The organism is Amycolatopsis sp. WQ 127309 (assembly GCF_023023025.1).
In the GTDB taxonomy this organism is placed as follows: Bacteria; Actinomycetota; Actinomycetes; order Mycobacteriales; family Pseudonocardiaceae; genus Amycolatopsis.
The window spans coordinates 3,513,781-3,526,071 of sequence record NZ_CP095481.1 but is presented as its reverse complement, the minus strand read 5'-3'; the positions used below and the strand labels follow the sequence as shown (position 1 = coordinate 3,526,071).

General features: G+C 73.0%; 14 protein-coding genes. 7 read left to right on the top strand and 7 right to left on the bottom strand.

What is annotated here, in order from left to right:
* Positions 1-5: 5 nt before the first annotated feature.
* Both MUY22_RS16540 and MUY22_RS16535 read right to left on the bottom strand, forming a co-directional pair.
* On the bottom strand, positions 6-506 hold the full coding sequence (locus MUY22_RS16540; protein ID WP_247063920.1) for a hypothetical protein: 501 nt from the start codon (positions 504-506) through the stop codon (positions 6-8).
* Between the two features lie 140 nt (positions 507-646).
* Positions 647-1,060, bottom strand: coding sequence for a DUF2000 domain-containing protein (locus MUY22_RS16535; protein ID WP_247060719.1), 414 nt, complete (start codon positions 1,058-1,060; stop codon positions 647-649).
* 49 nt (positions 1,061-1,109) lie between these two features.
* Here MUY22_RS16535 and MUY22_RS16530 point away from each other — a divergent pair, with 49 nt between their 5' ends.
* Both MUY22_RS16530 and MUY22_RS16525 read left to right on the top strand, forming a co-directional pair.
* Positions 1,110-1,889: an AraC family transcriptional regulator gene (locus MUY22_RS16530; RefSeq protein WP_247060718.1), complete on the top strand. Its 780-nt coding sequence runs from the start codon at positions 1,110-1,112 to the stop codon at positions 1,887-1,889.
* 64 nt (positions 1,890-1,953) lie between these two features.
* Positions 1,954-2,547, top strand: coding sequence for an HhH-GPD-type base excision DNA repair protein (locus tag MUY22_RS16525; RefSeq protein ID WP_247060717.1), 594 nt, complete (start codon positions 1,954-1,956; stop codon positions 2,545-2,547).
* Positions 2,548-2,595: 48 nt separating this feature from the next.
* On the opposite strand, the gene MUY22_RS16520 is transcribed toward MUY22_RS16525, so the two are convergent.
* Positions 2,596-3,774 (bottom strand): MFS transporter, encoded by a 1,179-nt coding sequence (locus tag MUY22_RS16520; RefSeq protein WP_247060716.1) that lies wholly within the window; start codon positions 3,772-3,774, stop codon positions 2,596-2,598.
* Positions 3,775-3,883: 109 nt separating this feature from the next.
* Between MUY22_RS16520 and MUY22_RS16515 the strand changes: the two genes are divergently transcribed.
* Positions 3,884-4,207, top strand: a complete 324-nt coding sequence (locus MUY22_RS16515) for a helix-turn-helix transcriptional regulator (protein WP_247060715.1) — start codon at positions 3,884-3,886, stop codon at positions 4,205-4,207.
* A gap of 195 nt (positions 4,208-4,402) precedes the next feature.
* Entirely contained in the window at positions 4,403-5,590 is a 1,188-nt protein-coding gene (locus tag MUY22_RS16510) for an MFS transporter (protein ID WP_247060714.1), read from the top strand.
* On the opposite strand, the gene MUY22_RS16505 is transcribed toward MUY22_RS16510, so the two are convergent.
* Both MUY22_RS16505 and MUY22_RS16500 read right to left on the bottom strand, forming a co-directional pair.
* Positions 5,587-5,910, bottom strand: coding sequence for a DUF3017 domain-containing protein (locus tag MUY22_RS16505; RefSeq protein WP_371827622.1), 324 nt, complete (start codon positions 5,908-5,910; stop codon positions 5,587-5,589). The genes MUY22_RS16510 and MUY22_RS16505 overlap by 4 nt on opposite strands.
* Entirely contained in the window at positions 5,907-6,764 is an 858-nt protein-coding gene (locus MUY22_RS16500) for a bifunctional methylenetetrahydrofolate dehydrogenase/methenyltetrahydrofolate cyclohydrolase (protein WP_247060712.1), read from the bottom strand. The genes MUY22_RS16505 and MUY22_RS16500 overlap by 4 nt, the downstream gene beginning before the upstream one ends.
* 188 nt (positions 6,765-6,952) lie before the next feature.
* Here MUY22_RS16500 and MUY22_RS16495 point away from each other — a divergent pair, with 188 nt between their 5' ends.
* Complete coding sequence (locus tag MUY22_RS16495; protein ID WP_247060711.1) at positions 6,953-9,811, top strand: TNT domain-containing protein; 2,859 nt, start codon at positions 6,953-6,955, stop codon at positions 9,809-9,811.
* Between the two features lie 53 nt (positions 9,812-9,864).
* Here MUY22_RS16495 and MUY22_RS16490 read toward each other — a convergent pair whose 3' ends face one another.
* On the bottom strand, positions 9,865-10,452 hold the full coding sequence (locus tag MUY22_RS16490; protein ID WP_247060710.1) for a pentapeptide repeat-containing protein: 588 nt from the start codon (positions 10,450-10,452) through the stop codon (positions 9,865-9,867).
* Positions 10,453-10,496: 44 nt separating this feature from the next.
* Complete coding sequence (locus MUY22_RS16485) at positions 10,497-10,979, bottom strand: VOC family protein (protein WP_247060709.1); 483 nt, start codon at positions 10,977-10,979, stop codon at positions 10,497-10,499.
* A gap of 72 nt (positions 10,980-11,051) precedes the next feature.
* Between MUY22_RS16485 and MUY22_RS16480 the strand changes: the two genes are divergently transcribed.
* Positions 11,052-11,891 (top strand): helix-turn-helix domain-containing protein, encoded by an 840-nt coding sequence (locus MUY22_RS16480; protein ID WP_247060708.1) that lies wholly within the window; start codon positions 11,052-11,054, stop codon positions 11,889-11,891.
* Positions 11,857-12,285 carry a thioesterase family protein gene (locus MUY22_RS16475; RefSeq protein WP_247060707.1) on the top strand — a complete coding sequence of 143 codons (429 nt, stop codon included), beginning with the start codon at positions 11,857-11,859 and terminating at the stop codon, positions 12,283-12,285. Before MUY22_RS16480 ends, MUY22_RS16475 begins: the two co-directional genes overlap by 35 nt.
* Positions 12,286-12,291 lie beyond the last annotated feature (6 nt).

Here is a 12,291-nt window from a genome sequence, read left to right as displayed (position 1 = left end):
GGACTTCACACGTGGAAGTGGACCTCGCCGTGGGTGGCCGGGCCGTCCGGGGTGCCGCAACGCTGGACGAACGTTCCGTCGTAGTCCGTCAGCTTTCCGTCGGCCGAATGGTCCAGGCGGTCGATCGTGAACTCGGCGTAGTCGTCGCCGCAGACGAGACCGCCCGCGTAGACGAAGATCCCCGGGCCGGCAAGCGCCGGGTCGCTCTGGCCGCGGAACCGCGCGCCCGTGTAGGTCCCGGTGTGCAGGGTCTCCCCGGCCGGGGCGCTCAGCTCGACGTTCAGGTCCTTCAGGCCGGACTGGACGTCGATCCACAGCACGCCGCTGGTGGACTCGAAGACGGTGATCTCGTCACCCGGCGCCGAGTAGCTCGCGGAGCCCGTCAGCGGGTGTGCGCCAGGCTCCGAGACGTAGGCGACCGTCTGGACCGGATCCGCCGAAGCCACCGGCACGAAAGCGAGACCCAGCGCCAGCGTGGATGCGGCGAGCACACCGGTGCGCAGCATGGTTTTCAAGGACTACCTCCCCAGTCAGGGCCGCCTCCCGCGGCTCTGACGGCGATAATGGCACCGGTCGCGAGCCGCGCCCCGGGTTTGCGCGGTTCGCCACTTTTCGCCGGGCCGTGCAACCGTTTCCGGGGTCCCGGTCAGCGGTGCAGCGACGCGCCCTTGAGGATCTTGTCGACGGCGTTCTTCGGGCCGTGCACCGCGAGGCCCGCCAGCGCGAGCTTCTCCCCCGGCACCGCGCGGACCGCGGCGCGGTTGTCGTCGTCGTTGCCCGTGTGGAACAGCTCGTCGGTGAAGATCGAGATGCGCAGGCCGCGGCCGAGCGCGCGGCCGTGCGCCGCGGTCAGGACGTCCCCGGTGCCGGCGAAGACCAGCACCGGCTGGCCGAACATCGGCAGGTAGGCCGTGCCGTCGGCGTCTTCGTAGGGCTCGCCCATCAGCTCGGGCGTGACGTGCGCGATGCCGCTGACCAGGAACGCCGTGACGTTGAGCCGTTGCCAGGACGCCAGGTCGTCCCGCAGCAGGACGGCGATCTTCGTGTCGAAGGAACTCATGCGGAAAGCGTCGCCCGCCGCCGACGCCCGCGTCTTGTACGTTCTTGACATGGAGGCGCGCGTCTCGGCTTGGCGGCCGGCGGTCCCGGGGATCGCCGAGGTCTTCCACGCGCGGTTCACCACCCACGCCTACCCGCTGCACACGCACGACACGTGGACGCTGCTGATCGTCGACGACGGCGTCATCCGCTACGACCTCGACCGCCACCACCACGGCGCGCTCGGCCCGGCGGTGACGCTGCTGCCGCCGAACGTCGCCCACGACGGGCGCGCCGCGACCAGCCACGGCTTCCGCAAGCGCGTGCTGTACCTGGACGCGCCGGTGCTGGGCGAGGACCTGATCGGCGCCGCGGTCGACCGCCCGAGCCTCGCCGACGGCCTGCTGCGCACGCGGATCCACCAGCTGCACGAGTCCCTGGCCGACGCGGGTGACGCCTTCGAGGCCGAAAGCCGGCTCGTGCTGGTGGCCGACCGGCTGCGCACCCACCTCGGGCGACCCGCGGCCCACGAACCGAAGCGCGGCCTCGCCGACGAGCTGCGTGACCTGCTCGACGCGAAGCTGCCCGAAGCGATGACGCTCGCCGAAGCGGCGGACACGCTCGGCGCGCACCCCGCGTACCTCGTGCGCTGCTTCGGCGCGCGGTTCGGCCTGCCGCCGCACCGCTACCTGACCGGCCGCCGCGTCGACCGCGCGCGGCGGCTGCTGCTCGACGGCACTCCCGCCGCCGACGTCGCCGCGGCCGCCGGGTTCACCGACCAGGCCCACCTGACGCGGCACTTCAAGCGCTACCTGGGCGTGACGCCGGCGCGGTACTCCAAGACGCGCTGACCGGCCCGGGCGAACCCGCGCGACGGAGCACGTTCGGAGACGGCGCTTGTGTCAAAATGGCCACATGCTGCGCGAACTGCACCTGACCGGCGACCCCGCGGCCGACAAGCTGCTCAACGACGATCCCTTCGCCCTGCTCGTCGGCATGCTCCTGGACCAGCAGTACCCCATGGAGCACGCGTTCGCCGGCCCGCGGAAGATCGCCGACCGGATGGACGGCTTCGACATCGCCAAGATCGCCGCGACCGACGTCCAGACCTTCGTCGAGATGTGCGTCGTGCCGCCCGCCATCCACCGCTACGGCGGCTCCATGGCGCGCCGCGTCCACGCGCTCGCCGAGCACATCATCGAGAACTACGACGGCCACGCGGAAGGGCTCTGGACCGCCGGACGCCCGAAGCCCGACGGTCCCGAGGTCCTGAAGCGGCTGCGCGCGCTGCCCGGTTTCGGCGAGCAGAAGGCGAAGATCTTCCTCGCCCTCCTCGGCAAGCAGCGCGGCGTCGCCCCGAAGGGCTGGCGCGAAGCGGCCGGCGCCTACGGCGACCGCGGGTCCCACCGGTCCATCGCGGACGTCACCAACGCCCAGTCGCTCGCCCAGGTCCGCGCGTTCAAGAAGGCCGCCAAGGCCGCCGCGGCCGAACCCGTCTCACCCGCGTAACCACCGGCGCGACGCACTGTCCGAAGTGGACCGGCGCGGTCCCGTCGGCTAACCGACCGCGACCTCTTCACGGCGTTCCCGGACCCGGCCCCACGCCATGCTGACGAGCAGCAGCGCGACGAGCGTCAGCGCGGCGGCGACCTCGGGCAGCACCAGCGGGCCGGCGGAGTCGAGGACCGCGCCGCCGACGACGCCCGACAGGCCGACGCCCAGGTAGATCGCCGACGCGTTGAGCGAGAGCACCAGGCCCGCGTGGCCCGGGGCCAGCTCGATCAGGCGGTGCTGCACCGGCGGGCTGAACGACCACGTCGCCACGCCCCACACGAACAGCGTGACGCCGGCCGCGATCGGCGTCGTCGTCGCGATCGGCAGGAGCGCCAGCACGACGGTGATCCCGGCCGTCACGACGAGCAGCGGCGCGCGGGAACCCCAGCGGTCGGCCGCCCGGCCACCGGCGAAGTTGCCGACCGCCCCGCCGACGCCGTAGCAGAAGAGCAGCACAGTGACCGCCGTGCCGTGGACGCCCGCGGTCGCGGCCAGTAGCGGGGACACGAACGTGTAGACCATGAACGCGGCGAGGCACCCGAGGACCGTCACGGCCAGCATGACGAGCACGCGCGGGTCGCGGCCGGCGGCGAACCGCTCGGCCAGGGTGACCCGCGGCGGCGCGGCGACCGACGGCAGCGCCAGCCGCACGGCCAGCGCACTCGCCAGGGAGAACGCGGCGACCAGCGCGAACGCCGTCCGGTAGCCGAGGTGCTGCGAAATGAGGCTGCCCAGCGGCACGCCGAAGATGAGCGCGACGGTCAGGCCGCCGAACACGAGCGCGATCGCGCGGCCCCGGCGTTCGGGGCTGGTCAGCTCGGCCGCGACGGCACTGGCCGCCGGCGTGAACACCGCGGCACCGATCGCGGTCACCACCCGGGCGACCAGGAGCGTGCCGTAGCCGGGCGCGAGCGCGGCGAACAGGTTGCCGGCCGCGGTGACGACGAGCGCGGCGACCAGGAGCGTGCGGCGTTCCCAGGTGCCGGTGACGGCGGCGAACAGCGGCGAGCCGATCGCGTAGGCGATGGCGAACGCGGTCACCAGCTGCGCCGCGGCGGTGGCGGAGACGTGCAGCTCGCCGGTCAGCGCGGGCAGCAGCCCGGCGACGATGTAGCCGCTGGTCCCGACGCCGAACGCGCCGAAGGCGAGCACGGAGATCCTCGAGGGCGAGGGTGCGGACATGGTGGAGCCCCCCAAGCGAAGCAGGCGATTGGTTCGACGAACGTCGTAGTTCGATGGCCACCGTACTACGCGGTGGCGACAATTTCGACCGGCGTCGTACTATGGACCCATGGCCAAGTCCGTCACGCTGACGCCGCTCGTCCACCCCGGGCAGGACGAGATGACCGTCGAGGGCACGCTCCGCGCGCTCGCCGACCCCGTGCGCCTGGCGATCGTCCGCCAGCTGGCGGCGTCGGAGCGCGAGGTCTCGTGCGGTGCGCTGGCCGTCTCGGTGACGAAGTCCACACTCACGCACCACCTGGGCATCCTGCGTCAGGCCGGCGTCGTCGCCAGCCGCCAGGAAGGCACGACCCGGTTCAACTCGTTGCGCCGCAAGGATCTTGACGCCCTGTTCCCGGGCCTGCTGGACGGCGTCCTCGCCGCGCCTCGCTGACCCGCGCGTCCCGGGTGTGGATCGTCACCCGATATCGGGATGACAACGACCCCCCTCGTCGGTTGGACTGTGCGTAGGGCAGCTCACGGCGTCGGTGCCGGGTAGCTGTCTTCCTTTTTGCCCCCGGACTGAACCGATCCAGAAGCAGATCCAAGATCGTCCGGGTAATCGATTTCTCACCTTGGAAGGAGTGCCGTGCCCGTCGCGCTGCTCGCGCTCGCCATCGGAGCCTTCGGCATCGGGACCACCGAGTTCGTCATGATGGGCGTGCTGCCCCAGACGGCCGCCGACTTCGGCGTCGACATCCCGACCGCCGGCTACCTCATCTCCGGATACGCCCTCGGCGTCGTCGTCGGCGCCCCGCTGCTCACGGCAGCCGCGGTCCGATTGCCGCGCAAGACCATGCTGCTGGCCATGATGGGCCTGTTCACGCTGGGCAACGCCCTCTTCGCGCTCTCGCCGAACCAGGAGTTCGGCGTCGCGTTCCGGTTCCTCGCCGGCCTGCCCCACGGCGCGTTCTTCGGCGCCGGGGCGGTCGTCGCGTCCGGCCTCGTCGGCCCCGGCCAGCGAGCCAAGGCCGTCTCGATGATGTTCCTCGGGCTGACCCTGGCGAACGTCATCGGCGTGCCGCTGGGCACGCTGCTCGGCCAGCAGGTCGGCTGGCGCGCCACCTTCGGCGTCGTCGCCGTGATCGGCCTGGTCGCCGCGGCCGCCATCGCCAAGCTGGTGCCGCACCAGGGCAAGCCCGCCGAAGCGTCGCTGCGCACCGAGCTCAGCGCGTTCAAGCGGCCGCAGGTGCACCTGGCGCTGGCGATCGTCACGTTCGGGCTGGGCGGCGTGTTCGCCTGCCTGAGCTACATCACGCCGATGCTGACCGACGTCGCCGGCTACTCGCCGTCGAACGTCACGCTGCTGCTGTCCCTGGCCGGCGTCGGCATGACGATCGGCAATCTGCTCGGCGGCCGGCTGGCCGACAAGGCCCTGATGCCGGGTCTGTACGCCGCGCTGCTCGCGCTGGCCTGCGTGCTGGGCATCTTCACCATCACCGCGCAGGGCAAGGTCGGCGCCGCGATCACGATCTTCTTCGTCGGCGTCGCCGGGTTCATGATCGGCCCGATGATGCAGGCCCGGATCATGGAGAAGGCCGGCGGCACGCCGTCGCTGGTCTCGGCGGCGGTCCAGTCGGCGTTCAACATCGCCAACTCGATCGGGGCCTACCTCGGCGGCCTGGTCATCGCCGGCGGCCTCGGCCTCGTCGCCCCCAACTGGGTCGGCGCGCTGCTGGCCGTCTTCGGCCTCTCGCTGGCCATCGTCTCGGGCACATTGGACCGTCGCGAAGCCCGCGTCGAACGACGTGAGCGCGAACTCGCGATGGCGTCCTAAGAGGAGCTGAGCGGGCCGCCGATGATCGTCAGCGCCACGAACAGGATCAAGGCGGCCAGGCCCACGTAGGTGACGATGTCGACGACCTTGCCGCGGATCGCCAGCAGCCCGGCCTTCTCCGTCGACAGCACCGCCCGCAGCACCGCGGCGACGAGGAGCGCGGCGCCGATCAGCGCCGCGCCCTCGCGCCAGTGGTACTGGAAGATCCGCAGGGCGGCGACCGCCACGACCACCAGGACCGCCGCGAACGGCAGCTGCGTGAACCGCGCCTGCCGTGGCCGGCGGTCCCGCTGGTCCCGCCGGTCGTCGGTCATGGTCATCGGGCCTGGGCCGAGCGCTCCGCCGCTTCGACGACGTTGCTCACCAGCATCGCCCGGGTCATCGGGCCGACGCCGCCGGGGTTCGGCGAGATCCAGGCCGCGACCTCGGCCACGTCCGGGTGAACATCGCCGGTGAGCTTGCCGTCCACGTGGGACACGCCGACGTCGAGCACCGCGGCGCCCGGGGCGACCATGTCCGGCGTGATGATCCCCGGCACGCCGGCCGCGGCGACCACGATGTCCGCGCGGCGGACCTCGGCCGCGAGGTCGCGAGTACCGGTGTGGCACAAGGTGACGGTGGCGTTCTCGCTGCGGCGGGTCAGCAGCAGGCCCAGCGTGCGGCCGACGGTGATGCCGCGGCCGACGACGGTGACGCGCGCGCCGTTCAGCTCGACGCCGTGGCGCGTGAGCAGCTCGATGATCCCGTACGGCGTGCACGGCAAGGCGCCGCGCTGGCCGAGCACCAGCCGGCCGAGGCTGACCGGGGCGAGGCCGTCGGCGTCCTTCTCCGGGTCGATGCGCTCGAGGACGCGGTTGGCGTCGAGGTGCTTCGGCAGCGGCAGCTGGACGATGTAGCCGTGACAGGCCGGGTCGGCGTTGAGGTCGTCGACGACGGCCTCGAGCTTCTCCTGGGTGATGTCGGCCGGCAGGTCGCGGCGGATCGAGTTGACGCCGATCTTGCCGCTGTCGGCGTGCTTCATCCGCACGTACGAGTGCGAGCCCGGGTCGTCTCCCACCAGGACGGTGCCCAGGCCGACCGTCACCCCCTTCGCGGCCAGCGCCGCGACGCGCGGCTCGAGCTCCGCGAAAATGGCGTTCTTGGTGGCTTTGCCGTCGAGAATCTTCGCCGTCACAACGCCCATTCTGGCAAAGGGGCGCCCGCGCGTCGCTTCCAGGCGTACGCGGTCGCAGCCCGTAAACTCATCGCCACTCCCGGAGCGGCCCTCCGTGATCTTGTCCGCGACCAACCTGTGATCTATGGCACGTCGCATCACGCGAGGTCAGGGCGTGTGCGGCTGACCCGTCGAGCGGCAAAACCCACATGCGGGGTGCACTCGCGCGCGCGAACAGTCAAAATGTCCCCGTGGCACAACCGACGACGCAGCTGAACGCGACGGAGCAGGACACCCTGGTCAAGCAGATCGGGCTGGCACTGCTGCGCGCCGCCCCCCGCGACTGGCGCAAGGTCAGCGCGGAGTACCGAGCCGTCGGGAGGTACCACGAGCTGACCGGCGAGATCGTCACCGAGGACGGCTCGGTGCACGAATGGCTCGCCACCCACGACATCGCGACCCTCTTCGGGCGGTTGCGCGGTGGGATGTACCGCGACGGCCGGGGTACCTGGTTCAACGCGCGGTACCAGCTGGACCACCCGTCCAGCTACAACCTCGAGTACAACCGCGACGAACCCGTGTGGAACCTCGCGCCGCCCCCACAGGCCTATTCGGACGAACTGCGCATGTTCCCCCGCACGGAGGAGAACGTGCCCGAGTGGCTGATCCGGCGGATGTCCGGGCTCGGCCCGGAGCAGCCGGGGCCGCACTTCCGGATCGCCCGGATCTTCGACACGATCGGCCCGGCAGGCCGACCGGTGATCAACCGGCCCGACCTCGAGGTCGACGAGCAGGACCGGATGCTCGAGTACCTCGACCGGGCCCCCCTGGTCGTCACCGAGCGCGGGTACGACATCGACCGGCTGGCGCAGACGCCCGAGGCGACCGTCCCGGTCGCGTTCCACAGCGACGGCCAGTGGATCTGGCCCGCCGCCGTCAACTTCTACCTGCGCAAGTACGGCGTCTCGCCGGAGCCGGACCTGGTCGAGCACGTCCGCGCCGTCGGCTTCAAGCTGCCGCCGGTCGACGAGCCGACGCTGCAGGCCGCCGGGGCGTACCTGACCCGGGGCAACCCGCAGCAGCGTCCCGCCGGGCCGCCGCCGCAGGGCCCGCCCCCGCCGCAGCAGCAACAGCAGGGGCCGCCGCAGCAGCAGGCCCCCGCGGGCCCGCCGCAGGCGGCCATGGCCGCGCAGGCTCCCCCGGCCCTGCCGGTGCCGCCCGTGGCGCCGCCGCAGCAGCACCAGGAGCCGCCCGCGCAGGTCGAGCCGCCGCTCCTGACGCACACGGCGGAGCCCGAGACCCCGGCCGAGGAGCACTACGAGGACGAGGCGTACCCCGCCGCGGGCGCACCGCAGCAGGAGTACACCGAAGAGGCCGAGTACACCGAAGACGGCTACGACGACCAGGAGTTCGACGACCGCTTCGCCGAGGACGACCAGTACACCGAAGACGGCCACTACGAGCCGGCCGGGCACGCCGCCGGGACGAACGGCACAACGCCGGAGCCCGGCCGGGTGCCGGACCTCGAGGAGACCGCGGAGTACGTCCCCGACCAGCCGATCGGGCAGGAGGAGCCGGCGCACGACGGCGTCGCGTTCGACGCCGGTCAGCCGGAGCCGGCAGACCCGCACGGCTTCCCGCAGGGCCGCCACGACGAGGAGCCGGCCGCCGACGAACCGGCGCACGCCGCCTTCGAGCCTGCTCAGGATGCCGCGGGGCGGACCGTCTTCCAGCCGCCGGTGCGGGACGACGACGGGTTCGACGACCACGATGCCCAGGACGTCTCCCACGACGACGAGCCGGCGCGGGCCGCGTTCGAGCCCGGCCAGCCGCGGCGGGAGGACGAGCCGGCGCACGCGGCCGCGTTCGACCCCGGCCCGCCGACCATGATCACCCAGCCCGAGGTGCCCGGCGTGCTGCCGGTGCCGGAACCGCCGGCACCCCAGCCGGCCGTCCAGGCGCCTGCTCAGGCCGAGCCCGCCGCCCCTCGCTCGGGCCGGCGCGCGCTGCGCCGCGAGACGCCGGACCACCCGGTGCTGGCCGGGCTGCAGTCCAAACTGGACGAACTGGACGTCCCGGAGAGCAGCTACAAGCTGGGCGAGCCCGCCGAGCACGGCTGGAGCGTCGAGCAGGTCGACGACGGCTGGCGCGTCGGCTGGTACGACGGCAAGCTCAGCAACCCCGCGGTGTTCGGCGACGCCGAGGACGCGGCCGCGTTCATGCTCGGCAAGCTGCTGCTCCACCCGGAGGGCCACGTGGTCGCCGAGGAGCCACCCGCGCCGGAGCCCGAACCGGAACCCGAGCCTGAGCCGGAACCCGTGCCGCAGCGGGTCGTGGCGACGCTGTCGCCGGAGATCGCGACCGGCTCGTACCCGGTCCGCAAACCCGAGCCGGTGCCGCTGCAGGAGCAGACGGCGTTCACCAGCGCCGACGAGCTGTTCGGCGACCTCGAAGACGACGAGCCGCCGACGCCGGTGCGTCAGCCCGGCCCGCCCGCGCCGGTCGCCGCCGGCCCGGGTGGTCCGCCGCCACTGGCGCAGCAGCAGGCCGGACCGCCGCCCCCGGCCCCGGCCCCGCCGCGCCGTGAGCCGCCGCAGGCCGCGCCGACGGTCCTGGCGCCGGTGCCCCAGGGCGCCCCGCTGGTCCCGCCCGGCCAGGGTCGTCCGGAGCCGGTCCGCGGGGCTGTCAACGGCGGCGGTGGTGGCGGTAACCAGCAGTGGCCGATCGGGCCGATGTCCGGGGAGCCGCCGCTGACGCTGTTCCGCGGCAAGGAGCTGCGCGAGCTGCCCGCGGGCAGCGAACTGGACCGCTTCGGCGGCCCGAACGGCAACCTGACGTACGCGGCGGGCACGCCGTTCGCCGAGCGGTCGCTGGTGCCGGAGTGGATCAACCGCCCGTACCACGTGTACCGGGTGCAGCGGCCGCTGGAGACGCTCGCGGGCGTCGCGATCCCGTGGTTCAACCAGCCCGGCGGCGGGTCGGCGTACCTGCTCCCGGCGTCGATCGAGGAACTGGTCGCCGACGGCGCCCTGCTCGAGCTCGACCCGGGCGAACCGCCGATCGACTGAGTACACGCGTGAACCGGCGGCGAGCACCCTGTGCTCGCCGCCGGTTTCTTCGTCTAGCGGACGATCAGGCCGTGCGCGGCGGCGAAGGAGACCGCGGTCTCCATGTCGACCTGCGCACCCCGGAGATCGGCCTGCACCAGGGCGTTCGCGTCGAGCCGCGCGCCGCGCAGGTCCGCGCCGTCGAGCTTCGCGCCCTGCAGGCGCGCGCCCGTCAGGTCGCTGCCGCGCAGGTCGGCGCCGGTGAGGTCGGCCTCCATCAGGTTGGCTTCGCGCAGCCGCAGGCCGGACAGCCCGAGCCGGCGCAGCCGCGCCTTCGCCAGCGACGCCAGCGAGAGGTCGCACTCGGTGAGCGCGATCCCGCCGAACCCGCTGTCGCCGAACGACGAACCCAGCAGCGAGCACGACGACCAGCGGCTGTCGACGAGCACCGTCCGGTCGAACGTGCACGAGCGGAACGCCGACGCCTCGTGCCGCGAGCGCGACAGGTCGGCCCGGCTGAAGTCGCAGTCGTCGAACGTGCAGCCACGGGTCTGCAGCCCGCTCAGGTCCGCCCCGGTGAAGTCGCAGCCGGTGAACCGGCGCTTTTCCCACCACTGGCCGGACAACCCCGCTTCGCGGTAGTCCTCACCGGTTTCCAGCACGGCCCCAGGGTGTCACACCGCCGCGGCCGGGCCGCAACCGTCCACTATGGACGACGGCTGACCAGGTCCGCGCCCTGGACGTAGTTCATCGCCGCGACGTACTCGGGCAGCTGAGCGCGGCGCGTCATCTCGGCTTCGTCGAGGTTCTCCAGCCGGGTCTGGATCCACCAGAGGTTGCCGAACGGGTCGCGCACCCGGCCGACGCGGTCGCCGAAGAACAGTTCCGTCTGCCGCGTCACCTCGGTCGCACCCGCTTCCAGGGCCTTCCGCTGCGTCTCCTCGCTGTCCGGGACGTACAGGCGCAGGTACGCCGGGGTCTCCGGCCAGTCGTCCGCGGCGTCGAAGGCCATCACGACCGCGTCGCCGATGCGGACCTCCGCGTGCCCGATCTTCCCGTCCTCGCCGACGACCCGGCCGAGTTCTTCGGCGTCGAAGGCGTGCTTCAGGAAGTCGAGCAGGCCGGCGGTGTCGCGGCCGATGATCCACGGGGTGACCGTCGTGTAGCCGTCGGGAACGGGGTTGACCATGACGCCTCCTTGGTTGTGCGGGCGACGCTAACGGCGAAATAGGACAGCTCCTGACCGCTGCATACTGGCGTCATGGGAGTTCCGCTGCGGCCGCTGGCGGTCACCGCGAGCACGCGGTCGAGCTACCGCGAAGTCGCGCCGCCGCCCGCGCTCGCGGGCGTGCTGGCCTGCGGCTGGCACGGGCGCACCGGCTGGGCGCGGCCGCTGCGCGTGCTCCCGGACGGCTGCGCGGACCTGGTCTGGGACGGCGAGGCGCTCACGGTGGTCGTCACGGCCGGCGCGTCGCTGCGGCTGTGGGTCCCGGCCGCGGCGTCCCGGGTCGGCGTGCGGCTCCGGTGCGGCGCCGCGGGCGCGGTGCTCGGCACGCCGATGGCGGAGCTGCCCGCGGGCGCGACCCGGCTGAGCGACCTCTGGGGCGCGACGGCCCGACGCGCTTCCGACATCCTGGCCGCCACCGAGGATCCCTTGGTACAGCGGGAAGTTCTCGAAGAGCTGGTCGCCTCGCGCGGCGTGACACCCGATCGGCGCGTGCTGGCCGCGGTCGACGCGCTCGGCGGACCGGGGACGCGGACGACCGATGTCGCGGGCGAGCTGGGCGTCAGCGACCGCGCGTTGCGGCGGCACCTGGCGCACGCGGTCGGCGCCGGGCCGAAGCAGGTGCACCGGATCCGGCGGTTCCAGCGCTTCCTACGCCGGCTCGAACCGCTCGCGGCCCGGCGGACGTCGCTGGCCGCCGTCGCCGCCGACCTCGGGTACGCCGACCAGTCCCACCTCGGCCGCGACTGCCGCCGGCTGTCCGGCTCCTCCCCCGCCGCGCTCGTGCGCGTGGCCGAAAAGTTCCAGACGCCACCCGCCGCCCGCCGCGAAGATCCGGGACATGACCTTTCGCGTCACGATCGCGGTGCGCGCTGACGACCTCGACGTCAACGGCCACGTCCGCGGCCCGGCCTACCTCGCCTACGCCGACCACGCGCGCTGGACGTGCGTCCAGGCCGCCGGGATCGACCCGGCCGAGCTGACCGCGCGCCGGATCGGGCCGGTGAACCTGGAGACGACCGTGCGGTTCCGGCGTGAGCTCCGCGGCAGCGAGGTCGAGGTCGGCTGCGCGTTCCACTGGGGCACCGGGAAGACGTCGCGGGTGACGCAGGAGTTCCGCGCGCCCGACGGCACGCTCGTCGCCGAGGTCGAGAGCGTCTCCGGCCTGCTGGACCTGGACCGGCGGCGGCTGGTCGCGGACCCCGGCGCGTACTGGCGGGAGCTGGCCGTGCGGCCGGAACTGCTCGGCCTGGCACCGAAAACCGGATGAGTTCTC